25 protein-coding genes and 1 pseudogene are annotated in these 26,160 nt (G+C 68.9%); 12 read left to right on the top strand and 14 right to left on the bottom strand.

The window, feature by feature from the left end; translation table 11 throughout:
• The first annotated feature begins 92 nt into the window (after positions 1-92).
• Positions 93-1,337, top strand: a complete 1,245-nt coding sequence (locus AC25YV_RS08785; RefSeq protein WP_488123468.1) for an acetyl-CoA hydrolase/transferase family protein — start codon at positions 93-95, stop codon at positions 1,335-1,337.
• A gap of 24 nt (positions 1,338-1,361) precedes the next feature.
• Here the strand turns inward: AC25YV_RS08785 and AC25YV_RS08780 are convergent, their stop codons facing one another.
• Positions 1,362-3,026 (bottom strand): flavin-containing monooxygenase, encoded by a 1,665-nt coding sequence (locus AC25YV_RS08780; RefSeq protein WP_488123467.1) that lies wholly within the window; start codon positions 3,024-3,026, stop codon positions 1,362-1,364.
• Positions 3,027-3,120: 94 nt separating this feature from the next.
• Between AC25YV_RS08780 and AC25YV_RS08775 the strand changes: the two genes are divergently transcribed.
• Positions 3,121-3,411, top strand: coding sequence for a LysR family transcriptional regulator (locus AC25YV_RS08775; RefSeq protein WP_488123466.1), 291 nt, complete (start codon positions 3,121-3,123; stop codon positions 3,409-3,411).
• A gap of 125 nt (positions 3,412-3,536) precedes the next feature.
• Positions 3,537-4,709, top strand: coding sequence for an acyl-CoA dehydrogenase family protein (locus AC25YV_RS08770; RefSeq protein ID WP_488123465.1), 1,173 nt, complete (start codon positions 3,537-3,539; stop codon positions 4,707-4,709).
• 12 nt (positions 4,710-4,721) lie between these two features.
• On the opposite strand, the gene AC25YV_RS08765 is transcribed toward AC25YV_RS08770, so the two are convergent.
• The 6 genes from AC25YV_RS08765 to AC25YV_RS08740 are packed head-to-tail and all read right to left on the bottom strand — an operon-like array spanning position 4,722 to position 8,613.
• Positions 4,722-5,339, bottom strand: coding sequence for a hypothetical protein (locus tag AC25YV_RS08765; protein ID WP_488123464.1), 618 nt, complete (start codon positions 5,337-5,339; stop codon positions 4,722-4,724).
• Positions 5,336-5,935 carry a hypothetical protein gene (locus tag AC25YV_RS08760; protein WP_488123463.1) on the bottom strand — a complete coding sequence of 200 codons (600 nt, stop codon included), beginning with the start codon at positions 5,933-5,935 and terminating at the stop codon, positions 5,336-5,338. Before AC25YV_RS08760 ends, AC25YV_RS08765 begins: the two co-directional genes overlap by 4 nt.
• The gene (locus AC25YV_RS08755; RefSeq protein ID WP_488123462.1) at positions 5,932-6,594 is read right to left on the bottom strand and encodes a hypothetical protein; all 663 of its coding nucleotides are present in this window, start codon (positions 6,592-6,594) and stop codon (positions 5,932-5,934) included. The genes AC25YV_RS08760 and AC25YV_RS08755 overlap by 4 nt, the downstream gene beginning before the upstream one ends.
• A complete protein-coding gene (locus tag AC25YV_RS08750) occupies positions 6,591-7,943 on the bottom strand; it encodes a hypothetical protein (RefSeq protein ID WP_488123461.1) in 1,353 nt (450 codons plus the stop codon). The genes AC25YV_RS08755 and AC25YV_RS08750 overlap by 4 nt, the downstream gene beginning before the upstream one ends.
• A 12-nt stretch (positions 7,944-7,955) precedes the next feature.
• Positions 7,956-8,288 (bottom strand): hypothetical protein, encoded by a 333-nt coding sequence (locus tag AC25YV_RS08745; protein WP_488123460.1) that lies wholly within the window; start codon positions 8,286-8,288, stop codon positions 7,956-7,958.
• Between the two features lie 37 nt (positions 8,289-8,325).
• The gene (locus AC25YV_RS08740; protein ID WP_488122753.1) at positions 8,326-8,613 is read right to left on the bottom strand and encodes a WXG100 family type VII secretion target; all 288 of its coding nucleotides are present in this window, start codon (positions 8,611-8,613) and stop codon (positions 8,326-8,328) included.
• A gap of 146 nt (positions 8,614-8,759) precedes the next feature.
• Between AC25YV_RS08740 and AC25YV_RS08735 the strand changes: the two genes are divergently transcribed.
• A complete protein-coding gene (locus AC25YV_RS08735; protein WP_488123459.1) occupies positions 8,760-9,536 on the top strand; it encodes an enoyl-CoA hydratase in 777 nt (258 codons plus the stop codon).
• Between the two features lie 13 nt (positions 9,537-9,549).
• Here AC25YV_RS08735 and AC25YV_RS08730 read toward each other — a convergent pair whose 3' ends face one another.
• Positions 9,550-10,086, bottom strand: a complete 537-nt coding sequence (locus AC25YV_RS08730) for a MarR family winged helix-turn-helix transcriptional regulator (protein WP_488123458.1) — start codon at positions 10,084-10,086, stop codon at positions 9,550-9,552.
• Between the two features lie 166 nt (positions 10,087-10,252).
• Between AC25YV_RS08730 and AC25YV_RS08725 the strand changes: the two genes are divergently transcribed.
• The 4 genes from AC25YV_RS08725 to AC25YV_RS08710 are packed head-to-tail and all read left to right on the top strand — an operon-like array spanning position 10,253 to position 14,613.
• Entirely contained in the window at positions 10,253-11,029 is a 777-nt protein-coding gene (locus AC25YV_RS08725) for an electron transfer flavoprotein subunit beta/FixA family protein (RefSeq protein WP_488123457.1), read from the top strand.
• Positions 11,030-11,038: 9 nt separating this feature from the next.
• Complete coding sequence (locus tag AC25YV_RS08720) at positions 11,039-11,989, top strand: electron transfer flavoprotein subunit alpha/FixB family protein (RefSeq protein ID WP_488123456.1); 951 nt, start codon at positions 11,039-11,041, stop codon at positions 11,987-11,989.
• A 3-nt stretch (positions 11,990-11,992) separates the two neighbouring features.
• Entirely contained in the window at positions 11,993-13,798 is a 1,806-nt protein-coding gene (locus tag AC25YV_RS08715; RefSeq protein ID WP_488123455.1) for a cytochrome b/b6 domain-containing protein, read from the top strand.
• The gene (locus AC25YV_RS08710) at positions 13,798-14,613 is read left to right on the top strand and encodes an MBL fold metallo-hydrolase (protein ID WP_488123454.1); all 816 of its coding nucleotides are present in this window, start codon (positions 13,798-13,800) and stop codon (positions 14,611-14,613) included. The genes AC25YV_RS08715 and AC25YV_RS08710 overlap by 1 nt, the downstream gene beginning before the upstream one ends.
• Positions 14,614-14,627: 14 nt before the next feature.
• Here AC25YV_RS08710 and AC25YV_RS08705 read toward each other — a convergent pair whose 3' ends face one another.
• Both AC25YV_RS08705 and AC25YV_RS08700 read right to left on the bottom strand, forming a co-directional pair.
• A complete protein-coding gene (locus AC25YV_RS08705) occupies positions 14,628-15,383 on the bottom strand; it encodes a coenzyme F420-0:L-glutamate ligase (RefSeq protein ID WP_488123453.1) in 756 nt (251 codons plus the stop codon).
• A gap of 6 nt (positions 15,384-15,389) precedes the next feature.
• Positions 15,390-15,896 (bottom strand): N-acetyltransferase family protein, encoded by a 507-nt coding sequence (locus AC25YV_RS08700; RefSeq protein WP_488123452.1) that lies wholly within the window; start codon positions 15,894-15,896, stop codon positions 15,390-15,392.
• A gap of 158 nt (positions 15,897-16,054) precedes the next feature.
• Here AC25YV_RS08700 and AC25YV_RS08695 point away from each other — a divergent pair.
• Positions 16,055-16,983: pseudogene (locus AC25YV_RS08695) on the top strand (IS481 family transposase).
• On the opposite strand, the gene AC25YV_RS08690 reads toward AC25YV_RS08695, so the two are convergent.
• On the bottom strand, positions 16,980-17,912 hold the full coding sequence (locus AC25YV_RS08690) for a LysR family transcriptional regulator (RefSeq protein ID WP_488123451.1): 933 nt from the start codon (positions 17,910-17,912) through the stop codon (positions 16,980-16,982). The pseudogene AC25YV_RS08695 and the gene AC25YV_RS08690 overlap by 4 nt on opposite strands.
• Before the next feature lie 154 nt (positions 17,913-18,066).
• Here AC25YV_RS08690 and AC25YV_RS08685 point away from each other — a divergent pair, with 154 nt between their 5' ends.
• A complete protein-coding gene (locus AC25YV_RS08685; RefSeq protein WP_488123450.1) occupies positions 18,067-21,759 on the top strand; it encodes a proline dehydrogenase family protein in 3,693 nt (1,230 codons plus the stop codon).
• A gap of 163 nt (positions 21,760-21,922) precedes the next feature.
• Here AC25YV_RS08685 and AC25YV_RS08680 read toward each other — a convergent pair whose 3' ends face one another.
• Both AC25YV_RS08680 and AC25YV_RS08675 read right to left on the bottom strand, forming a co-directional pair.
• Positions 21,923-22,657: a hypothetical protein gene (locus AC25YV_RS08680; RefSeq protein ID WP_488123449.1), complete on the bottom strand. Its 735-nt coding sequence runs from the start codon at positions 22,655-22,657 to the stop codon at positions 21,923-21,925.
• A 41-nt stretch (positions 22,658-22,698) separates the two neighbouring features.
• Entirely contained in the window at positions 22,699-23,544 is an 846-nt protein-coding gene (locus AC25YV_RS08675; protein ID WP_488123448.1) for a PIG-L deacetylase family protein, read from the bottom strand.
• Positions 23,545-23,772: 228 nt separating this feature from the next.
• Between AC25YV_RS08675 and ddaH the strand changes: the two genes are divergently transcribed.
• Both ddaH and rocD read left to right on the top strand, forming a co-directional pair.
• Entirely contained in the window at positions 23,773-24,645 is an 873-nt protein-coding gene (gene ddaH / locus AC25YV_RS08670) for a dimethylargininase (RefSeq protein ID WP_488123447.1), read from the top strand.
• An 11-nt stretch (positions 24,646-24,656) separates the two neighbouring features.
• Positions 24,657-25,883: an ornithine--oxo-acid transaminase gene (rocD, locus tag AC25YV_RS08665; RefSeq protein ID WP_488123446.1), complete on the top strand. Its 1,227-nt coding sequence runs from the start codon at positions 24,657-24,659 to the stop codon at positions 25,881-25,883.
• Positions 25,884-25,917: 34 nt separating this feature from the next.
• Here rocD and AC25YV_RS08660 read toward each other — a convergent pair.
• The coding region (locus tag AC25YV_RS08660) for a hypothetical protein (protein WP_488123445.1) at positions 25,918-26,160 on the bottom strand (243 nt) is incomplete at its 5' end.

Genomic DNA, 26,160 nt, shown 5'->3' with positions numbered 1-26,160 from the left:
GGGATCTCCTCGTTGAAATATGCGGATATTAAGTCCAGAGACATTGTAGTGATGCTGTCAACGGCGGCGTCAAGCCTCTAATATTCGGATATATGAATGCCCTGCAGCTTGAGTACGTGACCGCTGACGCAGCTGTCAGCGACCTCGTTTCCGGAACACGACTGGTCGCGGGGAACGCCTGCGGAACCCCGCTGACGCTGTTGCGTGCCCTCGGGAGGCGGGCCGCCGACGCGGGCGCGGTGACCCTCACGCTCGGCCTCACGATGGGGGATCCGCACCTGCGGCCGGCCGTCGCCGCGGGCGCCCTGAAGGTGCGCAGCTGGCATGTGCACGGCGAGATCCGGGCGATGCGCCGAGAGGGCCTCGTCGAGTATGCGCCGCTCCGTCTCGTCGACGTGCCGCGACTCGTCCTCGCCGAGGCGGACGTCGCCCTCATCCGCGTGAGCCGCCCCGACGCCGAGGGCTTCTGCAATGTCGGTCCCTCTGCGAGCTACACGCGTGAGGCTGCGGCGTTGGCGGGCCTGGTCATCGCCGAGATCGCCGACGATGTGCCGCGTACTCGGGGGGACACCCGCATCCACGTCTCCGAGATCGACCGCTTCGTCGAGTCCGACGTGCCGATGCCGGTCACCGAGATGACACCTCCGACCCCCGCCGCCTCCGCCGTAGCCCGGCACGTCGCCGGGATCATCGCCGACGGATCCACGGTGCAACTGGGGATCGGCGCGATCGGCGACGCCGTCGCCACCGAGTTGTCCCGCGTGGGCGGCGAGCGCTCGCTCCGGCTGCACGGCATGATCTCCGATCCGACGCGCCCGCTCATCGAGGCGATCCACGCAGCCGGCGGCCCGCCCGTGCAGACGGTCGAGATCCTCGGTTCTCGCGAACTCATGGAGTGGGCCGACGACAATCCCGCGATCGAGATGCACGATTCGCAGCGCATCCACCACCCCGTGGCGATCGCCGCCATCTCGTCGTTCGTCTCGGTGAACTCCGCCGTCGCGGTCGACCTGTCGGGTCAGGTGGTGTCCGAGACCGTCCGAGGCGGCGTCATCTCGGGGGTGGGCGGCAGCGCCGACTTCGCCGAGGGCGCGCACCTCTCGCCGGGCGGTATGCGCATCATCGCGCTCGCCGCCACGACGGCGCGCGGTCACTCGACGATCGTGGCAGCACACGGGGCGGGAGACCTCATCACGGCACCGCACCACAGCGTCGATGCCGTCGTGACCGAGCACGGCGTCGCCCGGCTGCGCGGTGCGTCGCAACGGGAGCGCCGCGAAGCCCTCATCGCGGTGGCCGCGCCCGAGCATCGCGCCGAGCTCGAGGCATCCGCCTAGCAGCGGCACATCCTCGCCCCGGGGTCAGCGGCTCGCGCCGACGGAGGCGTGTTCGACGTCGAAGCTCGGATAGCCGTTCTCGGACTCCTCGGTGAGACGCCGACGGAAGCGGGGCCCGCCGCCGAGATAGACCATCGCGCGCGGCGCGTCGTCGCGATCGAGGTTCTTGTTGTGGCCGTTGAACCAGGAGCGCGTCTTGGACATGAGCATCTTCGCGTTGATGTCGTGCACGTGCTCGGTCCATTCGGCTTCCGCCTCGGCGCGCGCTTCGACGCGCACGATGCCGTCGGCTTCGATGACGCGGATGAAGCCCGTCATCCAGTTCACGACGTCCTCGATGCCGCGCGGGAAGTTCGCCGACGCCGAGCCTGACTGCGGGCCCGCGAGGATGAACAGGTTCGGGAAGCCCGTGACCTGCACGCCGAAGCATGTGATCGGACCGGCGGCCCACTTGTCGCGCAGGCGCAGCCCGTCTGCACCGACGATGTCGATCTTGTCGAACGGCCCCGTCACGGCGTCGAATCCCGTCGCGTAGATGATGACGTCGACGTCGATCGGCTGCCGGCCCGAGGTCTCGCCGAAGCGGATGCCGCGGGGTGTGATCTCGGTGATGGGCGTCGCCTTGAGATCGACGAGCTCGACGTTGTCGCGGTTGAAGACCTCGTAGTAGCCGGACTCCCCGGCGACGCGCTTCGTGCCGAAGCCGTGATCCTTCGGGATCAGGATCTCGGCGATGCGCGGATCCTGCACGCGCTCGCGGATGCGTTCGGCGATGAACTCCGACAGCTCGGCGTTGGGCTCTTCCTTCATCATCGTGTCGCGGTAGTTGCCCATGTACATGCCGGCACCCGACCCGTTGTACAGCTCGTGCCAGCGCGCGAGGCGCTCCTCGCGGGTGACGTCCGTGCTGAGTTCGCGGCTCGGCCGGTGGATGAACCCCGCGGGTGTTTCGCTGCACCACTGGAAGATCTCGTCGTAGCGCGAGCGCAAGTCGGCCATTTCTTCGGGCGAGATGGGGCTGTTCCCCAGCGGAGCGCCCCAGTTGGCGCCGCGCTGCATGACGTACAGCTGGTCCACGTGCGGGGCGATGTCCGTGATCACCTGGACACCGCTCGCTCCCGTGCCGATGACGGCGACGCGCTTGCCGGTGACATCGAGGTCTTCGGGCCAGTCGAACGTGTGGACGGCGACGCCCTCGAACGTGTCCATGCCGTCGATGCGGGGATAGGTCGGCGCCGAGAGGATGCCGATCGCCGAGAGGAGGAACCGGGCCTTGATCGTGCGGCCGTCGGCGAAGCCGACGGCCCAGAGCAGCTCGTCTTCGAGCCACTGCATCGAGACGACCGACAAGTTGTAGCGGATGTGGGGTCGCAGATCGAACTTGTCTGCGAAGTAGTTGAGGTACGAGAGGGTCTCGGGCTGGGCGGCGAAGCGCTCGGACCAGTCCCACTCCTCGAGCATCTCCTTCGAGAACGAGTACTGGTAGGTGTACGACTCCGAGTCGAAGCGGCAGCCGGGGTAGCGGTTCTTGAACCACGTGCCGCCGAGGTCGGCGTTGGCGTCCACGAGCAGGACATCGACGTCCATGTCGACGAGCTTCTGCAGCTGGCAGAGTCCGCAGACGCCCGCGCCGACGATCAAGTACTCGACGAAGTCGGGCATCGTCGCGGCATCCTTCGCACGGTTCATGTGTCCTCCATAAATCAAGCGCTTGCTCAAATGTTAGCATGGGGGCGCCGCGGACAACGGTCGTTCTCCGGCTGCGCTATCCCAGGAGGCCGCGATGATCGCCAACCTGCCCGTGCTCAAGACCTTCGTGGCCGTCATGGACCATGGATCCGTCGTCGGGGCAGCTCGCGCGCTCGGCTACTCGGCCGCCGCGGTCTCCCGCCAGATGAGCTGGTTGCAGCGGAGCTTGGGCGTGAGGCTGTTCGTGCCGGATGGGCGGTCGATCAAGCCGACGCCCGCCGCGCGCGAATTCGCCGAGCACTGTCGCGAGATCGTCGAAGAGGTCAGGCGCTTCGAAGCGTATGCCCGTGACTTCGCAGCGGGGCATGTGACGTCACCTCGGTAATGACAGGCCCCCCGCCTAGTTATTAGGTCTTCCATGTAAAGTGATCACCGTGCCGCAGTCGGCACGTGATCTGCTGCCGAATCGACTCACAACGTCTCCTTCGGCTGTGCAGGAAGGAGACGTCGATGTCCACCACGAGCATGGCGAGCACGCTCACCGCCGACGAGCGCGAGGCGATCCTCGACGCCGTACGCGAATTCGCGCAGGCTGAACTCGCTCCGCACGCCCTGGACTGGGATGAGCGGTCCCACTTTCCGCGCGACGTGCTGCACCGCGCCGGTGAGCTCGGCCTCGGCGGCATCTACGTGAGCGAAGACGTCGGTGGCGCTGGCCTCGGCCGCGCCGAAGCGGTCGAGATCTTCGAGGCCCTCGCGTACGGCGACCCGACGATGGCCGCCTACATGACGATCCACAACATGGTCGCCTGGATGATCGACACTTACGGCGACGACGCCCAGCGCACCGAATGGCTGCCGCGCCTGACGACGATGGGCGACCTCGGCGCGTACTGCCTCACCGAGCCAGGAGCGGGCTCCGACGCTGCCGCGATCACGACGAGCGCCATCCGCGACGGCGACGAGTTCGTGCTGACGGGCGTCAAGCAGTTCATCTCGGGTGCGGGCGAGGCATCCGTCTATGTCGTTATGGCGCGTACCGACCCTTCGACGAGCTCAGGCAGCGCGGGAGCGCGCGGAATCACCGCCTTCCTCGTGCCGGGCGACGCGGCCGGACTGTCGTTCGGCGCCACCGAGAAGAAGATGGGCTGGAAGGCGCAGCCGACGCGCCAGGTCATCCTCGATGAGGTGCGCGTCCCCGCCGCGAACGTGCTCGGCGGCGAGAGTCACGGCTTCCGCATCGCGATGTCGGCCCTCAACGGCGGCCGCATCAACATCGCGGCCTGCTCACTCGGCGGAGCCCAGTGGGCGCTCGACCAGGCGATCCGCTACGTCAAGGAGCGCTTCACGTTCGGCGAGCCCATCGCCGAGAAGCAGAGCATCAAGTTCGCCCTCGCTGACATGGCCACCGAGCTGCGCGCCGCGCGCGCCCTCGTACGCGATGCCGCAGCCGCCATCGACGCCCACGCTCCCGACGTGGCCATGCAGTGTGCCATGGCCAAGCGCTACGCGACGGATGCCGGCTTCGACATCGCCAACCGCGCTCTCCAGCTGCACGGAGGCTACGGCTACCTGCAGGATTACGGCATCGAGAAGGTCGTGCGTGACCTGCGCGTGCACCAGATCCTCGAGGGCACGAACGAGATCATGCGCGTCATCATCGGGCGCGAGGTGCTGCGCTAGCAGCGGGAGGCGTCAGGTGTCGCCGCTGAGGATGCGGGCGACCGCGCGGTCGAGATCGTCTTCGCCCTGCAGGAGGCGGATCCCCTCCATCACCTCGAGCAGAGGCTCCTGCATCATCGCGAGCACATCGAGGTTCTCATCGACCGCGTTGAGCATGAACACGAGCCCGCCCGCGATGCCGACGGTCCGGATGCTTCCCGCGACGCCGTCGCCCGGAGCCCCGCCGACGTCGGAGAGTCGAATCGTCGCGGCGGACTGCACGACTTCGCCGAACGGGACCGAGGTGTGCTTGGTGACCTGCACCGGTGTGGGCGAATCCAGCCCGAGCACCGCGAGGTCGGCGACGGGGGGCGTCTCGGAGTCCTGCTCGAAGACGCTGAGGTAGGCGACTCCCATGCCTCGTCCGTCAAGCGGCGCGAACCACAGCGCCTGATCGACCTGCGGCGGCCTCTCGGACGCGACGCTCAGTGCCATCGCCTCGAACACGGCGCGCTGCTCGGCGTCATCGGGCACGGCGGCGGCCGCGAGATCAGCGGCCCAGGCCGCGGCATCCGCCCACTGCAGATAGGGGAACCCGGGGGGCACTCCCAGCCAGTCGTTCTCGTTGAGGTCGATGATGTACTCGGTCATGTGCGCTGCCCCCACGCGAAGGTTCCGATGATGCCGTGACCGAGGCTTTCGAGTGCGTGGGCGAACTCGCTGTCGCGGTCTTCGGCGAGCATCGTGATGGCGAAGAGCAGGTGCAGACCCGCCGTGGCCTCGGCGGCGTCGTCGGGGCGGGGGATGACGTAGTGGATCGTCGTCGAGCCGGCCTCGTCAGACCCCTCGAGCGTGTCCTGGCGATCGATCCACCGGTACCACCGCGTGCCGTCGACGTCGACGGGCTCGGGCGTTTGGCCCGTCGCGAGCCCCGAGACGGCGCGGTCCAGCGTCGAACCGGCCGTGACCTGCACGGGGACGACCGTGAGAGACGCGGGCACGGTGAGGTCGTTCGGCACGGCGACGGGCAGGTGCACCCCGACCGCACGCCGACGGCGCAGGCCTTCGAACATGCGATGGACGTGCTGGCGGATGGCCATCACGACGTCGGCGCGGCCGACGTCACGCGCACCCGCGGTGGCCAGCTCGGTGAGGGCCTTCTCGCTCTCGATATCGGGCCGGAACTCCTGCCACCCCGGGGGGAACAGCATCGAGAAGCCGATGCCGCGTGCACCCTGATCGCTCACAGCTCTCGTCCCGTCATGCCCGCTGCCGCGCGCCGCGCGGCGACATCGGCAAGATCGGATTCGAGTGTCTCGCGGTGTCGGCGGCTGTTCCGCGCGCGGCGGCGGAGGGCAACGGCCTCTTCGAAGAACGGGTCCTCCGGCTCTTCGGGCACGGGGGAGGGGCGCAGGGTCACGCGCCGGATGATGAGCGCGATGAGCGCGACCACGACGACGGGGATCGCGAGCCAGTGCCAGCCGATCGTGCGGTCGCCGTCCGTGAACGGGCTCGGCTCGGTGTAGGTCAGCGCGAAGAAGACCGGCAGCAGCAGGAAGACCGTCGCGGTGTACAGGATCGTGTTGCTCACGAGCGGCGCGTGCCGTTTGTCGACGAGTGGCCAGATGAGGACCGCCGTGACGAGCGGCAGGAAGCCCACCGTGATCGTGAGCCACGAGGGAAGCGGGATGAGGGGGAACGCGACGTCCGATTCCCACGCCCTCGATCCGCTCTGCAGATCGGGGATGCCCGAAGCGAGGAAGTTCACCACGGTGATGATGATGAACAGCAGCGAGGCGAGTAGGCCGATCGACATCGGCAGCCACACGAGCCCGAGGCGCTTCTCGCGGCGTCGGTCCGCGTCGTCGACGAACTCATACGCGAACTGCCGGGACCGCGGGCTCATTGCGCGAATGCTCCTCGGAACGAGTTGAATCGCTCCGACACGCTCGAGCCGATGAAGTCGCTGTTCGCGATCCATGTGCCGGCGAACTCGAAACGGCTCGCGATCTGCGCGGCCGACGAGGGCGCCATGCCCGCGACAGACCCGCTGCGCGCCCACGCGGCCGCGGCGTTGCCGACCGTGCCCTCGTTGCGCAAGAGGAAGTTCGAGAAGCTCGTGACCGAGTTGTGCCCGCCGCGGAAGGCGTTCATGATCGGGCGGTCGACGAAGAAGTCGCGCATCGAGAATCGGCCGAGCAGGCTGTTGCTGCGCACCCACGACCGCGTGCCGTACCAGGCGTTCTTCGTGGCGTTCCACGTGTTCTGGCCCGCCGCACCGACCCGCGAGAAGACTCCGCCCGACATCGGCGCGTAGCCGAACCGGGGGAACGTCGAGCGCACCGACTGACGCAGCACGGCGCGACCGGTCGAGAACAGCGCCGACGTGCCCCGGAGCCCCGCGAGGCCGCCGCGCATCCCCTGGATGAGGGGTCTCGCGAACGGGATGATGCCGACGATCGACATCGTGAGGTCGAGCCAGTTGCCGCGGCCCTTGGCAAACTTCAACGCGTTGATCGTGAGCATGACAAGGCCGATGACCGCGCCGATCGCGGCGATCGCGAGGGCGATCGGCCCCGTCACGAACAGCGCGACCACGGCCAGCCCGACGGCGATCCAGCCGAGCACGGGCAGCAGGTCCTCGCCCCACGCGTCGTTGTTGTCGGCGGCGTCGAAGGCGTCCTCGATGCCGTTCACCGCTTCGTCGTAGGCGCCGGACCACGTCGAGAACGACCGGTCGAAGCTGCCCCACAGCGATTCGAGCGTGCCCTCGGCGGTCTCGGTCGCCGACCGCGCTGTTGTCTGGTCCGTCAGCGCCTGCTGCTTCTGAGCGTCGGTGACGTCGGCCTCCCACGGCATCTGGAACGCGTGATCGCGCACCCGAGACTCGGCTTCGCGCTCTTCGTGGCGCTTGGTCTGCACCGTCTGATGCGCCGACTCGATCTTCGGGATGAGCGGGTGGATCGCGTCCTGCGCCGTCTCGAGCTTGCCGGCGTAGGTCGTCAACGCGGTGCCGGTGCGGCTGTAGCGCGTCGCCGCCTTGGTGAGCTCGGGATGCGTTTCCCCGGCGACCTCGCGGACGGCATCGACGGACTCGGCGATCTGCCGCGTGCCCTCGCTGATCCTGCGCAGCTGCGTCGCAGTGCTCCGCATGGCGCGTGCGGCATCCTTCAGGTCGTTTCCGTACCGGTCGATGTCGGACGGAGTGCCTTCGAGGCGGCGCAGCACATTGTGCTGTGGTGAGGTGAGAGTCACGGGTGTGCGTCCTTACCGTGGCTGATGAAGCGCGGGATCGTTGTCGGCTCCGTTGGACTGCATCGCGGCGGCGGCCTCGGCATCCCAATTGCGCCAGCCGTCGATGATGTCCTGCAGGTGCTTGCGGATCTGATCGAGGTTCTCTTTCAGATCGTCGCGGGTGTTGTTCCAGTCGTTCTCGAAGTCGGCGGCGCGTCCGCGCAGCGACCCGCGACCGTCCGGTCGGCCGATGGCGTCTTGGATGCCGCGGGACACCGTCGTCGCCTCGTCGAACTCCGCGATCGAGGCGTCGAGCCCGGCGACGACCTCGTCGAGCTCCTGCATGTTCAGATAGATGTCGGGCACAACCGGCCTCCTTCCGTGCGCGTCGCCGACTCGGCGATCAGTTGCCGGCGAGTGCCTGGTCGGTGTCCTTGATGGCCTGCATCATCTTGCGCAGCGACTCGCCCATGTCGCTGATGCCCTCGATGGCCTTCTCGAGACCCGTCGTGAGCTCGTTGTAGCCCTCGCCGAACTTGCCCGAGGCGTGCTCGGTCTTGAAGTCGTCGCCCAGTAGGCGATCGACGTCGGCCTTGAGGCGACGAAGCACGTCACCGATCTCTTCGCGACCGGTCTCGAGCTTGCCCGCCATCGCGTCCATCTCGCCATAGGAAGCCTTGAAGTCAGCCATCATCCACCCCTTCGTGTGTGCGCCGGGAGTCCCCCGGTCGACACACAGGCTAACCGAGGCCGCGCCGTGCTCCCTATGGGGAGGAATACCCACCTGCCCATCTCGTGCGACATGATCGAACGAGGACATCCGATGGAGGACCCCCCATGAGCGAGTACGAAACGATCCTCGTCGAGACGCGCGGCCGCGTCGGCTGGATCACCCTGAACCGCCCCGAAGCGCTCAATGCGCTCAACACGCAGGTGTGCCGTGAGGTCGTCGCCGCGGCCTCCGCCTTCGATGCCGATAGCGGCATCGGGGCGATCGTGCTGACGGGCTCGGAGCGCGCATTCGCGGCGGGCGCGGACATCAAAGAGATGGAGTCGATGTCCGGACTCGACATCCTGATCGGCGACCACTTCGGCGGCTGGGCAGACTTCGCCGCCGTCCGCACGCCCGTCATCGCCGCCGTCTCGGGCTTCGCGCTCGGCGGGGGCTGCGAACTCGCGATGATGTGCGACATCATCCTCGCCGCCGACACCGCGAAGTTCGGTCAGCCCGAGATCAACCTCGGCGTCATCCCCGGTATGGGCGGGTCGCAGCGGCTCCAGCGCGCCGTCGGCTATTACAAAGCGGCCGACCTCATCCTCTCGGGGCGCATGATGGGTGCCGACGAGGCCGAGCGCTCCGGCCTCGCCTCGCGCGTCGTGCCCGCCGCCGACCTGCTCGACGAAGCGTCGAAGCTGGCGGAGACCATCGCGTCGAAGTCGCTGCCGTCGCTGTACGCGGCGAAGTCCGTGCTGGATGCGGCGCTGGAGACGCCGCTCGCCGAGGGCCTGCGTCTGGAGAAGCACGTCTTCTCGTCGCTGTTCGACACCGACGACCAGCGCGAAGGCATGTCGGCGTTCCGCGAGAAGCGCGCGCCGGAGTTCCGGCACCGCTGACCCGCGGGTCGGCTCACAGGGGGTCGGGAAGCGGCCGAGGATCGGTGAAGTCGCCCGACGCCTTGCGCAGCCGGGCGATGATGCGCACGAGTTCGGCCGTGTCGTCGTCGCCGAGGCCGGGGCTCTCGAAGACCGAGGTGTTCAGCGCAGCCGTCGCACGCTCGACGAGTTCGCGCCCGGTTCCGGTGAGCACGAGCATCGCGGCGCGGCCGTCCTCGGGGTGGGGCTCGCGCTCGGCGAAGCCGTCGCGCACGAGCCGGTCGACGGTGTTCGTGACGCTCGTCGGGTGCACTTGCAATCTCGCGATCGCGCTGGCCATCGGCATCCGTCCTTCACGGGTGAAGGCGAGCAGCCGCAGCATCTCGTAGCGCGCGAAGGACAGCCCGAAGGGCTTGAGCGTCGTGTGGATGCGCGCCAGCATGAGCTGCTGCGCGCGCATGATGCTCGTGACGGCGGACATTCCGGCGGCGGCATCCGTCCACCCGTGCGAGATCCACTGACGCTTGGCTTCAGCGATGGGATCGACCGGCAACGGTCCGCGTCTGGCCATGGGTGTCCTCCTGAGTCCACGGTACCGGTCGGGCGGATCATCCCCGGAATTCGCCTCAATGTATACACACGGTCGGGTTATGCGGCGGGATCCCCGCAGATCGCCCTCGATTGGATACGCAGATAAACCGCAGATAGACTCGGCGCAGGTGTGAGGAGTGTGTTCGATGAAGATCGTCGTCCTGGTCAAGGAAGTACCGGACACCTATGGTGACCGCAAGCTGAGTCTTGAGACGGGCTTGGCAGATCGTGCCGCGTCCGAGGCTGTTCTCGATGAGATCGGTGAGCGCTCGCTCGAGGTGGCCCTGTCGTACGCCGATAAGAATGCGGACACCGAGGTCGTGGTGCTGTCGATGGCGCCCCAGTCGGCGCAGGCGACCGTGCGCAAGGGACTCGCGATGGGCGCGGCCTCTGCCGTGCAGGTCATCGACGAAGAGCTGCTCGGCGCCGACATGGTCCTGACGGCTGAGGTCCTCGCCGCGGCGCTCAAGAAGATCGGGTTCGACCTGGTCATCGCGGGCAACCAGTCGACGGACGGTTCGGGAGGCATGGTGCCGGCGATGATCGCCGAGATGCTCGATGCTCCGGCCGCACTGAACCTCTCGTCGGTCGAGATCGGCGACGGCTCGGTGTCGGGCGTTCGTGCGACGGATGCCGGCACGGTCGACGTCTCCGCGACGTTCCCGGCGGTCATCTCGATCACCGAGGCGCTGCCGGACGCGCGGTTCCCCAACTTCAAGGGCATCATGGCGGCGAAGAAGAAGCCGTTCGAGACGCTGTCGCTGGCTGACCTCGGTATCGAGGCGCTCGCCGCAGACGCGTCGCGGTCGATCGTGGTCGGCCTGAGTGAGAAGCCGCCGCGTGAAGCGGGGGTCAAGATCGTCGATGAGGGCGATGCGGGCGAGAAGCTCGCGGAATTCCTCGTGCAGAACCGACTGGTGTGAGGAACTGAGATGGCGTTTGCTGCGGATTCGATTCTGGTCTTCCTCGACACGATGCCCTCGGGCGAGCTGGCGAAGTCGTCGGCGGGACTGCTCGGCGCGGCGTCTGAGGTGGGAACGCCCGTCGCGCTGGTGATCGGCGACGAGAAGCTCGCGCAGGATGCCGCTGCGCTCGGTGCGGCATCGGTGCTCGTGGCATCCGGTGACCGGGTCGACGCGCTCACGGCGGCTGCCGCTCGCGTGCAGCCCGATGCCGTTCTGCTGTCGCACTCGGTCGAGGGCCGTGAGGCGGCGGCGCGATTCGCAGCCCGCACCCGCTCCGGGATCGCCGCCGATGCCGTCGGCGTCGGTCGCGACGATGAGGGCGTCGTGGCGCGGCACTCCGTGTACGGCGGTGCGTACAACGTGGATTCGGCCGTGACCTTCGGAGCACCCGTCATCACGATCCGCCAGGGCGCCGTGGACACGCGCGCCGAGGCGGTCGCTTCGCCGACGGTCGAGACGCTCGAGGTTGCGGCATCCGGCCGTGCGTCGGCGACGTTCGGCGACCTGCAGGAAGCGGTCGTGGCGTCGTCCCGCCCCGAACTGCGCGGTGCGGCCAAGGTCGTCTCGGGTGGTCGTGGCCTGGGGTCGGCAGAGAAGTTCGAGCTCGTGAACGACCTCGCCGATGCGCTCGGCGCCGCCGTGGGCGCGTCCCGCGCAGCGGTGGATGCGGGCTACGTGCCGCAGTCGTTCCAGGTGGGCCAGACCGGTGTGTCGGTCGCGCCGCAGCTCTATGTCGCTCTGGGCATCTCGGGTGCGATCCAGCACAAGGCGGGCATGCAGACGGCCAAGACGATCGTCGCGATCAACAAAGACGGCGACGCCCCCATCTTCGAGATCGCCGATTTCGGCGTCGTGGGCGACCTGTTCACGGTCGTTCCGCAGCTGATCGCCGCCCTCGAGGCGAAGAAGAAGGCGTAACCCGTGGCGACTTTCGGGCGCACGATTCGTCGTGGGCTTCCGCGGCGGCCCGGCGGAGACCCCTGGCCTCCCGCCGGCGAAGCGCCGGTAGAGGGCGGCTCCCCGGCTGCGGCGCCGACGGCCGACGTGGCGCCCGCTGCCGCCGCCGCTCCCGCGGTCGCCGAAGAGCGCGCGGTGACGCGGGACGTCGCCGCGGCCTCGGCCTCGGCTCCGGCGCCCGAGACTGAGTTGCCGCAATCTGCTGCTTCGGATGCTGCCGACGAGCGTTCTGCGGCACATGAACCAGCGTCCGCGGCTGCCGCGACGCCCGTGGCCTCTGCTGCGCGCTCCGTGCGCCGTGGACTGCCGCGCGTCGCCGGCGGCGAGCCGTGGCCCCCGGCATCCTTCGCCGCAGCAGGCGCCGCCGCTGCCCCCGCCGCCTCCGCGGCACCGGCCGCCGCCCCGGCGCCGACCACCCCTGCTACAGGCGCCGCCGCCCCGGCCGCGACCGACAAGCCGTCGGCGGCGGAATCGCCGGCGCCGGCAGCACCGAGCGCGGCCGCTCCGGCTGCGGCAGCGAGCCCGTCGGCATCCGGCGCCACCTCGCACGCCGTGCGGCGCGGATTGCCGCGCGTAGCAGGCGGAGACCCCTGGCCCCCCGCGGACTACACCGCCGTCACCACAGTGGAAGCGCCTCAGGCCACGCCGCCCGAGAACACGGCGGCCGAGACCACCGCGCCCGATACCGCCGCGCCGGCACCTGTCGGTGATGTCGTGCCCGCGGCATCCGTTCGCGATGTCTCGGTGCCGCTGCCCTTCACCCGCACGGTGTGGCAGGGCGCCGCGGCGCAGGAGTTCGAGCGTCAGCGCCGCTCGGGTGTCGTCGCGACGGCTCCCGAGCCCGAGCGCATCGGAGCGTTCACCCGCGGTCAGTGGGCCGGTGCGGTGCTCGTCGCCGGCGCCGGTCTGCTCTTCGCCGCCGGAATGGCCGTCGTCGCCGTGCGGTGGCTGCTCTCACTCGAACCGCTGCAGGACTTCCTCGCCGCCTACCCCGGCGAGTACCACCTGCCCGAGGGCGCGCCGGTCGGGTTCCCCGCCTGGCTGGGGTGGCAGCACTTCTTCAACGTCTTCCTCATCGTGCTGATCATCCGGTCGGGTCTGCGGGTGCGCACCGAGAAGCGTCCGACCGCCTTCTGGTCGCCGCGCACGAACAGCAAGCGCAAGATCAGCCTGAGCCTGTGGTTTCACCAGTCGCTCGACATCCTGTGGGTCGTCAACGGCGTCGTCTTCGTCGTGCTGCTGTTCGTCTCGGGGCAGTGGATGCGGATCATCCCGACGAGCTGGGAAGTCTTCCCCAACGCCCTCTCGGCCATCCTGCAGTACATCTCGCTCGACTGGCCGACCGAAAACGGGTGGGTCAACTACAACAGCGTGCAGCAGCTGGCGTACTTCACGACCGTGTTCATCGCTGCGCCGCTGGCCATCATCACGGGCGTCCGCATGTCGGGCATCTGGCCCAAGAAGGCCAAGACCCTCAACCGGCTCTACCCGGTCGAGTGGGCGCGTGCCGTGCACTTCCCGGTGATGCTGTACTTCGTCGTGTTCATCGCGATCCACGTCTTCCTCGTGTTCGCGACGGGAGCCCTGCGCAACCTGAACCACATGTATGCGGCACTGGGGTCGACGGACCCCAACGCCTATGCCGAGAATTGGACCGGGTTCTGGTTCTTCGTCGCCTCGATGGCTGTCATCGCGATCGCCTGGGTCGCCGCGCGCCCGCTCGTCCTGGCCCCGATCGCGCGCCTGTTCGGCAAGGTCAGCTCGCGCTGATGGCCGCCGACGCGCTGCCGATCAGGGCGGTGACGAGCGCGCTCACAACACGGATCCTCGCGCCCAACGCGGGGCCGATGACGCTCAACGGCACGAACACGTACGTCCTGCGCGCTCCCGGCGCCACGGGCGCCGTCGTGGTCGACCCGGGTCCGCTCGATGACGACCACCTCGCACGGATCACGGCCGAGGGTCCTGTCGAGCTCATTCTGCTCACGCACCACCACATCGACCACGTCGAGGCCGCCCCCGAACTCGCCCGGCGGACGGGCGCCCCGGTGCGCGCGTGGGATCAGGCCCTCTGTCAGGGCGCCGCGGCCCTGCAGCCCGGCGAGCTGCTCGAGGTCGCGGGCCTGCGGATCGAGGCGCTGCACACGCCGGGTCACACGGCGGACTCGGTGTGCCTGCGGCTGCCCGACGACACCACGCTCGACGCCTTCCCGACCGCGTCGGTGCTGACCGGCGACACGATCCTCGGGCGCGGCACGACCATCATCGCCCACCCTGATGGCTCGCTCGGCGCCTACCTCTCGTCGCTCGACACCCTGCAGCTCACAGGCGCCGGCACCCTCGCGCTTCCCGCGCACGGCCCGGTCCTCCCCGACCTGGCCACCACGGCTCGTCGCTACCTCGAGCACCGGCGCCAGCGCCTGCACGAGGTCCAGCAGGCGCTGGCGGACCTCGGCATGTCCGCGGCGACCGACGCCGACACGGTGGCTGCCGTCACCGACCGGGTCTACCCGCAGATCGCTCCCGCCGTGCGCTTCGCCGCCGAGGCCTCGACGACCGCGCAACTCGCCTACCTCGCCGGCTGAGACCTGTCCCGGCTTCAGACGGATGCCGCTCCCGCGGCGAACCCCTCGGCATAGGCTTCGTCGGCGCCGAGGCGGAACATGTCACGCTCGAGCGGGCGCACGATCGAGCGCGCGCCGGGAAGATCGAGCGGGCCGACGAGGTCGGCGCGACCGCGCACGACGGCGACGGGCAGCCGCGACGCCTTGCCCTTGACGAGGTCGGTCGCCGCGGCGAGTTCGTCAGCGACGCACGGCTGAGTGACGACGAGTTCGCGGCCCTCAGCGTCGGTCTGGCCGCGCAGGTCCTCGAAGACGTGAACCCCCGCCGCACCGATCGCCGCATCGGTCTGACCCTCGCGCCACGCGCGGCCGAGCGTGTCGGTGATGATGACGCCGACCCGGGCGCCGAGACGGGCGCGCAGCCCCTGGGCGAGGGCTCGCGCCGAGGCATCCGGGTCGACCGGCAGCAGAAGCACCGTGCCTTCGGGGGTGTTCGATGCGTCGACGCCGGCGGCTGCCGCGACGATGCCGAGGTGGTTCTGCACGATGCGCGTCCGGTGACCGAACCGCGCCGTGCGGGTCGCGACAGTGCGAACGGTCTCCGCCGTGATGGCATCTTCGCGGTCGTCGGCCGAGATGATTCGGCCTTCGGCCTTGGACACGATCTTCGACGTCACGACGACGATGTCACCGTCGGCGAGGGTGTCGCCCGCGGCATCCCCGACGACCGCGACGAGATCCGTTCCCGGGGTGATCTCGGGAATGCCCGCTAGGGCCCAGACCTGCAACACCGTGGGTCAGCGGACGAACCGCACCTCGGTGAGCATCTCACCGAGGAAGGGCTCGGTGTGAGCGGCGCCATCGAGCGTGAACCCGTTGCGCTCGTAGAACCTGTGCGCACGCGGGTTGTCTTCGGCGACCCAGAGGTAAAGCGGCTCGTCCTTCGCGGTGACCGAGTCGAAGAGCTTCTGGCCGATGCCCGTGCCGTGATAGGCGCTCAGCAGATAGATGAAATAGAGCTCGCGGAACGCGGGGGCGTCCTTGTCGCGGGCGGGTCCGGAACCGGCGAAGCCCACGATCTCGCCGTCGACGAGCGCGGCTGTCATGGTGAACTCGGGACCCTGCGCAGCCCAGTGGGTCCACAGCTCCGCCATCCGGCGGGGCGAGATCTTCTCGAGGTTCGCCTTACTGATGAGGTGGTCGTAGGTCTCGTGCCAGCACGTGGCGTGGACGCGACCGAGTGCTTCGGCGTCGACGTCGCGGACCGGACGGACAACGACGTCTGTCTGGCTTTCGGCTTCCATGGCCAGACTCTACGCTGGCCGCGCGAGGACACGAAATCCGCCTGATTCGCCCAGCATCGCTCCTCGTGAACGTGATCTGGCGCACCCTCCTGACGATCCTGCGAACGAAGCTCCTCGTGCGTCGGAACGGACTCATCGACCCCCGCGCCGTCGGACGGGTGCGCGTGCGCACGCTGCCCACCGATCTCGACCTCCTGGGGTACATGGCCTCGACCGTGACCGCGCGGAAGTGGGCGGCTCGATGGCGCTCTGAGGGCGTCGCGGGAATGCAGGACCGGTCCAGCCGCCCGCGCTCGATGCCGACCAAGACGCCGCTCCCGCTGGTCAAGCGGATCGTGCGCGCGAGGTGGCGACGCCGGCTCGGACCGGTTGGATCGCGGGCGAGCTGGGCCTGGCGCCGTCAACCGTTGCTCGTGCGTTGCCGCATCAACCGGCTCAGCCGAATCGACCGGGTCACCGGTGAGCCGATCCGTCGGTATGAGCATGACTATCCCGGCTCGCTGATCCACGTCGATGTCACAAAGTTCGGCAACATCCCGGACGGTGGCGGGCATCGCTTCCTCGGCCGTGCCGCGGGCACCCGGAACCGGCACGCGATGACTGGCGTGAACCGCAACGCCCTCCATCAGCCCCGGCTCGGGATCGGCTACCTGCATACCGTCGTGGACGATCACTCGCGCGTCGCATACGTCGAGATGCACGCTGATGAGCGATCCGAGACCGCGATCAGCGTCCTGCGCCGCGCCGCGCCACGGCCTGGTTCCACGACCGGAACGTCACCGTCGAACGCGGGCTCTCCGACAATGGTGCCTGCTATCGCTCACACGCGTGCCGCGACGCCTGCGCAGACCTCGGCATCCAGCACAAACGGACCCGCCCGTACCGGCCGCAGACGAACGGGAAGATAGAGCGCTCCCATCGCACCCTCGCCGACGGCTGGGCATATGCCAAGTTCTACCCGTCAGAGACCGAGCGTCGCGCCGCCCTGCCCAGGTGGATCCACTTCTACAATCACCACAGGCGACCCTCCGCAATCGGCTCGGCGCCGATCAGAAGACTCGACAACCTGCCTGGACATCACACCTAGGCGTCGCCCGGCTGCGTCGGCGTGAACGGCTGGTCCGCCGTGCGCGCTGCCGTCTCGGTGTAAGCGTCGCGCAACGCTTGGCGCACGGCACGGATGTGCGGATGCGCCGTCGACGAGGAGCGCACCGATGTGAATACCTCGCGCGTGGGTGACCCGGGCAGGTCGAGGAGCTTGACGGGCGAGGCGGGGTCCGCCCACAGCAGGTCGGGCAGGATGCCCACCGCGTAGCCGGCCGAGATGAGCCGCACGTGCGACACGAGATCGGGCAGTTCGAAGCGGACTTCGGGCTCGAAGCCCAGGGCGCGGCACTGCTGCACGGCCCACTGTCGTGCGGCCGTCCCCGTGGGCTCCATGACCCACACGCGATCGCGGAGATCGGCGAGCGATGTCGCGGGGTCGTCGGGCGGCAGTGCAATGCGCACGGGGTCGCTGCCGAGCACATCGCGCTCGAGCCCGGACCGGTGCTCACGCGTGTGCCCGGGGTACTGCTCGGCCACGACGAGGTCGAAGCCGCGGGCCTCGAGCTCGAACAAGCCCTCTTCGGGCGGCACCTGGGCCATGTCGATCCGCAGAGCGGGCTCCCGCTCGGCGACGATGCGCAAGAGCGACGGGGCGAGGGAGAGCGCGGCGGTCTGCATGATCGCGATGCGCACGGGTGCGATGCCCGGCTCGATCGTCTCGAGCTCGGCGCGGATGCTCTCCTCGAGATCGAGAGCCCGCGCGGCGTGCGCCGCGAGGGCTCTGCCCTGCTCGGTCAGGCGCACGCGGCGCCCCTCGGGAACCATGAGGCGCACCCCCGCATCGCGCTCCAGCAGCGCGAGCTGCTGAGAGATCGTCGAAGGGCTGTACGACAACGCTTCGGCCACGGCCGCCAGCGTTCCGCGCAGCGATAACTCATGCAGCATCCGTAAGCGTCGAAGTTCGAACATGGCCCCCACCATTCGTGGCACTTCTAGAACGGTATTGATTATAGATGGCCACTTTTTCCAACGGGTCGGATGCCGCACAGTTGAGGAGTTGAAGCCCGTGTGCCGGGCGTGGTCGACCCTGCCTTCCGGGAGTTGAAAGATAGTGAGCAACGACGTGACGATAGATATCGCCGCTGATTCCATCGCCCTTGCAAAGCGATGGGTGGAAGAAGCCGCTCGAGCGGATGTCGACCCCTCCGCCGAGCGCCTCGCGGGGGTGTTGAAAGACCCCAATGGCCTGCCCTTCACGCTCGGCTTCGTCGACGGTGTGATGCGCCCCGAGAGCTTGACGGCCGCAGCCACGAACCTCAAGCGGGTCGCGCCGCTCGTGCCGAACTTCCTCCCGTGGTACCTGCGCTCCGCCGTACAGCTCGGTGGCGCCGTGGCGCCCATCCTGCCCTCGCCCGTCGTGCCGATCGCGCGGCGTGTTCTGCGCGAGATGGTCGGGCACCTGATCATCGACGCGCGGCCCGAGAAGCTCGGCCCGGCGATCGCGAAGATCCGCGAGTCCGGCGCCCGCCTCAACATCAACCTGCTCGGCGAGGCCGTGCTCGGCGAGAGCGAAGCGCTGCGTCGCCTCGAGGGCATCCACGAGCTCATCCGCCGCCCCGACGTCGACTACGTGTCGGTCAAGGTCTCGGCGATCGCAAGCCACATCTCGATGTGGGCGTTCGATGACGTCGTCGACCTGGTCGTCGATCGTCTCCTGCCGCTGTACTTCACGGCAGCATCCAACGGCACGTTCATCAACCTCGACATGGAGGAGTACCGCGACCTGCACCTGACGATCGCGGTCTACAAGCGCATCCTCGAGCGCGCCGAGCTCACGTCGCTCGAGACCGGGATCGTGCTCCAGGCATACCTGCCGGATGCCGCCCCGGCGCTGCGCGACCTCACGAAGTGGGCTCAGCAGCGGGTCGCCGACGGCGGCGCGCCCATCAAGGTCCGCCTCGTCAAGGGCGCGAACCTCGCGATGGAGCACGTCGACGCGGCCGTGCACGGCTGGTCGCTGGCGACCTACAACACCAAGGTCGACTCGGACGCCAACTACATCCGCTGCCTCGACGAGGCGCTGCACCCCGAGAACACCGCCGCCGTGCGGATCGGCGTCGCCGGCCACAACCTCTTCGACATCGCCTACGCCTGGCTGCTCGCCGGCCAGCGCGGTGTGCGTGACGGCATCGACTTCGAGATGCTGCTGGGAATGGCCCAGGGCCAGGTTGAAGCGGTGTCCCGTGATGTGGGTCCCGTCTTGCTCTACGTCCCGGTCGTGCGTCCCGACGAGTTCGACGTCGCGATCAGCTACCTCGTGCGACGCCTCGAAGAGGGGGCATCCCAGGAGAACTTCCTCTCGGCGGCGTTCGACCTCGCCGACGACGCGACGATGTTCCAGCGCGAGCAGGACCGCTTCACGGCCTCGCTCGCCCGCGCCGTCGACCCGACCCTGGCGATCGGCCCGAACCGCACGCAGAACCGCACGCTCGAGTCGGCCGAGGGCCTCACGCGTGCGGGCGCTCGGGCGCTTCGCCGCGAGAACGCCGCCGAAGAGGAAGGCCTCACTCAGGCCGTGCTCGGCATTGCACGCACAGCCAGTGCAGAGCCCGCCGACACGGCGCCGATCGAACCCACCGCCGAATCGCAGATGTTCGCCGGTGACGCATACGTCGAGACCGCCGTCTACGCGCCGCGCGAGTCGGGCCAGCCCTCTGCGGGCGCCCCCGGCTTCGCGAACGCACCCGACAGCGACCCGGCACTCGGGGTCAACCGCGACTGGGCGAACGACATCCTCAGCCGTGTCGAGCAGTCCACCGCCGGCGTCGAGACCATCAAGGCCGCGCGCGTCGACGACGCCGACGTGCTCGAGACGATCATCACCCAGGCGCGCGACGCCGCCGCCGCGTGGGGCGCCAAGCCCGCCGCAGAGCGTGCCGCCGTGCTGCAGGCCGCCGCGCGCGAACTCGAAGCCCGGCGTGGCGACCTGATCGAGGTCGCGGGATCCGAGACGGGCAAGGTCTTCGCCGAGGGCGACGTCGAGGTGAGCGAGGCCGTCGACTTCGCCAATTACTACGCCGCGACGGCGCGCGAACTCGACAGCGTCAGCGGCGCCGTCTTCGTGCCGGAGCGTCTCACCGTCGTCACGCCGCCGTGGAACTTCCCCGTCGCCATCCCCGCCGGTGGCGTGCTCGCCGCGCTCGCGGCCGGTTCGGCCGTCGTGTTCAAGCCTGCGCCCCAGGCGCGTCGCTGCGCGGCCGTCGTCACCGAAGCGCTGTGGAAGGCCGGTGTGCCCCGTGAGGTGCTCGCGCTCGTCGACATCGACGAGGGCGACCTCGGTCGCCGTCTGCTCTCGCACCCCGACGTCGACCGCGTCATCCTCACGGGTGCGTGGGAGACGGCGGCGCTGTTCCGTTCGTGGCGCCCCGAGCTGCCGCTCCTGGCCGAGACCAGCGGCAAGAACGCCATGATCATCATGCCGTCGGCCGACCTCGACCTCGCGGCGGGCGACCTCGTCAAGAGCGCCTTCGGCCACGCGGGCCAGAAGTGCTCGGCGGCGTCGCTGGCGATCCTCGTCGGCCCCGTCGCGCGCTCGAAGCGCTTCGCCCGCCAGGTCGTCGACGCGACCCGGTCGCTGCGTGTGGGCCTGCCCACCGACCCCATGAGCGAGGTGGGCCCCGTCATCGAGGCTCCCCAGGGCAAGCTCAAGTGGGCGCTGACGACCCTCGACGAGGGCGAGCAGTGGCTCGTCAAGCCCGAGCGCATCACGATCGAGGGTGCGGATGCCGAGAAGTACGAGGGCCGCTTCTGGACCCCCGGCGTGCGCACCGGCGTGCGCAACGGCTCGCGGTTCCACCGCGAGGAGTTCTTCGGCCCCGTCATGGGAATCATGCACGCGAGCTCGCTGAGCGAGGCCATCGAGATGCAGAACGCCGTGGCCTACGGCCTCACGGCGGGTCTGTATACGCAGAACCCCGACGACCTCGCGACGTGGCTCGACCGCGTCGAGGCGGGCAACCTGTACGTCAACCGCGGCATCACGGGTGCCATCGTCCAACGTCAGCCGTTCGGCGGCTGGAAGCGCTCGTCGGTCGGCGCAGGCACGAAGGCCGGTGGCCCGAACTACCTCATCGGACTCGGATCGTGGCGCGCATCGGCTGGGGGATCGACCTCGGCGACCCTGCACCTGCGCGGCCTCGACACGCGCATCACCTCGGTCATCGAGGCGGCTCAGCCGTCGCTGGGCTACGAGGAGTTCGAGTGGCTGCGCCGCGGCGCCCTGTCGGACGCCATCGCGTGGGACCGCGAGTTCGGTCAGGTCAAGGACGTCTCGCGCCTCGGCGTCGAGCGCAACCTGTTCCGCTACCGTCCGGCCCCGGGCGTCACGGTCCGCGCCACGGGTGACGCCACGTGGCAGGCGCTGCTGCGCGTCGTCGTCGCGGGCATCCGCGCCGGCGCCCCGTTCACGGTCTCCACGCCCGTGGGTCTGCCCCCGGCTGTGCGCCGCGTCCTGTCGGACGTGGGCGTCACGGTCTGGGTCGAGTCCGACGCCGAGTGGACCTCGCGCATCGCCGCGTCGCTCGAGGGCGCTGAGCCCGTCGAGCGCGTGCGCCTCGTCGGCTCACCCGAGGCCATCGCTGCGGTGCGCCACGGCATCGCCGAGGCGACCGGTGGCAACCCCGACGTCGCGGTCTACCACGACGAGGTCACGACGGCGGGACGCCTCGAGCTGCTGCCGTTCCTGCGCGAGCAGTCGATCACCATCACCGCCCACCGGTTCGGCAACGCCGACCCGTGGTCGGAAGACGTCATCTGACGCGTCCGCACGCGTGCGCGGCGTCCTGAAGGAAAAGAACTTATCTTTCTGGACGCCGCGTATGCCAGTGGTGACGATTGTCCCGGGGGACGAATCGTGCCGCCGGGCTCCGGTCTCGTGCGGCTCGTCCGAATAGTGGGACCAGCTGCCCCGGTCGTCCGCCTCAGCGCGGGTCGGCCGGGGCATGCTCCGTTGTCTCGATGGGCACCGTGAACGCCGACAGAAGTCCCAGGATCGAGATGCCGAACAGCGTCCACTCTCCGGGCGGCGCCTCGGCATCATCAGGGATGACGTAGACCGGGTGATCCAGCCCCTCGGCGACACGCACTGCGTATCCCTCGCCGAGAGCGGCCATGGCTTCGGCGAAATCGAAGATCGTGAAGGGCGTGCGCAGCCGGTAACCGAACCGCTGCAGCAGTTCGGAATAGAACACCGCGAAGGACTCGATCGATTCGCGATGGCGCTCGGCGCTCGCTTCGCGCAGCTCGGGCCGGGCCCTTGCGGCCGTGCGCAGAGCGAGCGCCGTGATGAAGGCGTGGGAATCGCGGGAGTTCGGCGTCAGGTGGAACCGCGACGCGTACGTGACGTGATCCCGAGCCGCCGCGCGCACGACGTCGTTCATCGTGCCCTCGGATTCGAGCACGTCGCGGATCGCGTTCGACGCGCTCGCGACGGGTTCGGCGAACCGGAGCCTGACCATCTCGACGGCGAGCTCGCGATGGAACTCGTCCTGGTCGGCCCAGATGCGGTACGCGGCCCCCGTGGTCAGCTTGACCGAGCGCAGCACCTCCTGCAGGCGGATGTGCTGAACACCCGCGGTGGCGCCGCGCTGCAACAGCAGCTGCAGCGCGGCGTCCAGGATGAGGCGTCGTGTTTCCTCGGCGGATCGGCGGGCCATGGGCACAGGATCTCAGACCGCGAGGGTCGGCGTCGATGGCGTCATCGGATCGGATCCTGCTGAAGATCGCGGACGTGGTAGAACTCCTCGTCCCACAGCAGGTAGACCAGCCATGCAGGCAGCGAGTACGCCGACTGCAGGTAGTCCGCCTGCGACGCATGGATCTCCCAGCCCTCGTGCTTCTTGCCGACCTCCGCCGACATCGCGAACTCGGGATCGGGTTGGTTCGCGACGACCAGCGCCCCCTGTTCGCCGCCGAAGAGCGACAGCGCCGTGGTCGGACTGATCGTGTAGACGAGGTGACCCGGTCCTGTGTACGGGCCTTCCTCGGCGGCGAGCTCTGTGATCGCGAGCTCGGTGACGCGGCCCATCCGCATGTGGTCCTTGTGGCCGGTTGCGCCGCTGGCCGGCCAGAAGCCGACGACGACGTCCGGCTTCACGCGCTTCATGGTGTCCACGAGCCGGGCGACGAGCTCTTCCTCGGAAACGTCGGGCACGCCGCCGTCGGGGTAGTCCCATACCTCGTGCTCATCGACGCCGAGGTTGAAGCTGTTCTTGAGGGCTTCGGCCGTACGCACGATGCCCAGGTCATCCTGCCGTGCCACCACGGGAACCTGGTGTCCGGCCTCGCCGGCGGTCGCCGTCATCATGGCGGTGTAGGCGCCGTCGCGGTCCTTCGCCCGCCAGAACAGGCCGTTGACCGTCTGCTCGTCATCGGGGTGCGCGAAGACGCCGAGCACGCGCTCGCCGCCGATCTCGCCGATGACCGAGTCGACGCCCTTCGCCGTGGGCATATGGAACAGGCTGCGGCCGGCCCAGTAGCCGCCGACGAGGGCGACGACGAGCACGGCGGCGACGACGATGAGCGCGATCCAGCGCTTGCGCATGAGAGCTCCGGTGTTCGGGTGCCGTCGGCTGTGACGGTCGAAGCATCCTAAAGCGGGCGGCATCCGAGAATCGACGGGTTGCGATGTTGTGATGCGACACACCGGGCGCTCAGGCGCCGCCCGGTCGGCCGTGTCAGAATATTCACTGGCGTGCCCGTGTCGCCGACTCCCCTCTGCGAGTCCCGCCGGGCCTGTGGACAGCGTCCGCCGGATTCCGCAAGGAGCATCATGCCTACGCCGAACACCGTGCCCGAGGACATCGTCACCGTGAACCGCATGCAGCAGCACCGCACGTATCTCATGTGCCGGCCCGAGCACTTCACGGTCAGCTACACGATCAATCCGTGGATGGAGCCCACCCGGCCCACCGACACGGCGCTCGCCGTGCGGCAGTGGCAGACGCTCTATGACACCTATGTCTCGCTCGGTCACGACGTGCAGCTGATCGACCCCGTGCCCGGCCTTCCCGACATGGTCTACACCGCCAACGGCGGCTTCATCGTGGACGGCGTCGCCTACGGTGCGAAGTTCCGCTTCGCCGAGCGCGTGCCCGAAGGGCCGGCGTTCATGGACTGGTTCCGCGATGCCGGATTCGACGTCGTCGAGCCGCGCGAGGTGAACGAGGGTGAGGGTGACTTCCTGCTCGTGGGCGACACGATTCTGGCCGGGGCGGGGTTCCGCTCGTCCGATGACAGCCACCGGGAGCTCGGCGAGGTCTTCGGCAAGGAGGTCGTCTCGCTCGGCCTCGTCGACCCGCGGTTCTACCACCTGGACACCGCGCTCACAGTGCTCGACCCCGTCGAAGGCGACGGAGGCGTCGAGCGCGCCAACATCGCGTACCTGCCGCACGCCTTCGATGAACGCTCGCAGCGCGTGCTCGCTGAGCGCTTCCCCGATGCGATCCGCGTATCCGACGAGGATGGCGCTGTCTTCGGGTTGAACTCCGCCAGCGACGGCCGCAACGTCATCATCTCGCCGCGCGCGAAGGGCTTCGAAGCGCAGCTGCGAGCACGGGGCTACCACCCCGTGCTCGTCGACCTGTCGGAGCTGCTTCTGGGCGGCGGCGGCATCAAGTGCTGCACGCTCGAACTGCGACGCTGAGGGGGAGAGTCATGACCACCGAAATGTTCCTGACGGATGCCACGACCGCGGCCATCATCGCCGCTGAGGCCGAGCACGTCGCGCGCACCTACGACCCGCTGCCCGTCGTCATCGCGCGCGGCGACGGCGCGTGGGTCACCGACGTCGAGGGCAAGCGGTACCTCGACCTGCTGTCGGCCTACTCGGCGCTCAACTTCGGGCACGGGCATCCGGCGTTGCTGGCTGCCGCCCGCGAACAGCTCGAACGGCTGACCCTCACGAGTCGCGCGTACCACAACGACCGGCTCGGGGTCTTCGCCGAGGCGCTGGCCGAACTCGCCGGCAAAGAGCTCGTGCTGCCGATGAACACGGGCGCCGAAGCAGTCGAGACCGGCATCAAGGTCGCGCGGGCGTGGGGTGAGCGGGTCAAGGGCATCCCGACGGATGCGGCCGAGATCATCGTCGCGCACGGCAACTTCCACGGGCGCACGACAACGATCGTCGGCTTCAGCGATGACCGGTCGGCGCGCGATGGCTTCGGCCCGTTCGCACCTGGCTTCGTGCACGCGCCGTTCGGCGATGCCGCGGCGCTCGAAGCGGCCATCACACCCCACACGGCCGCCGTGCTGATCGAGCCCGTACAGGGCGAGGCGGGTGTCATCGTGCCCCCCGAGGGGTATCTGCGAGCGGTCCGCGAGATATGCACGCGTCACGGGGTGCTCTTCATCGCCGACGAGATCCAATCGGGGCTCGGCCGCGTCGGCACGACGTTCGCGTGTGACCGCGAACAGGTCGTGCCCGATGTCTATCTGCTCGGCAAGGCGCTGGGTGGCGGCATCCTGCCCCTGTCTGCCGTCGTGGCCGATCGCGATGTGCTCGGTGTCATCCGACCGGGTGAGCACGGGTCGACCTTCGGCGGCAATCCGCTCGCCGCCGCGGTCGGGCTGAGGGTCGTCGAGATGCTGGAGTCGGGCGAGTTCCAATCCCGTGCCCTCGCGCTCGGTGAACACCTCGAGCAGAAGCTCACGGCGCTCCTCGGTCACGGGGTCACGGCGGTGCGCAGCGCCGGACTGTGGGCGGGGATCGACATCGACCCCGCCGTGGGGACGGGTCGCGAGGTCGCCGAACGACTGCTTGCGCGGGGCGTGCTCGCGAAGGACACGCACGGGCAGACGGTGCGCTTCGCCCCGCCCCTGGTCGTGCGGGTGACCGAGCTCGACTGGGCCGTCGAGCAGTTGCGGGTCGCGCTCGGCGCGTGAGTCTCAGACGGGCGGGCGGGCGGATCGAGCGTCTTCAGCACGGCCGATCGGCCCGCCGGAAACGCCGATTTTGACGGAGGCGGAACAGGACATACACTGAGTGAGCTGCCGGGCGGGATGGCTTGAAGCCAAACGACAGCAGCCGATCTAGCTTCGCGAAGTCGTCATTGACTGCTGTAGCCGACATCACGTCGGAAACGCCGATTTGACAGGCGCGAAGCAAGACATAAGATAGAGAAGTTGCCCGGCGGGCTGGCTTGAGGCCGAACGCCTGGGG

The sequence above is a fragment of the Microbacterium sp. Y832 genome (genome assembly GCF_057669765.1).
Note: the sequence above shows the minus strand (reverse complement) of the source record. Positions and strands in the feature narration are given on the sequence as shown.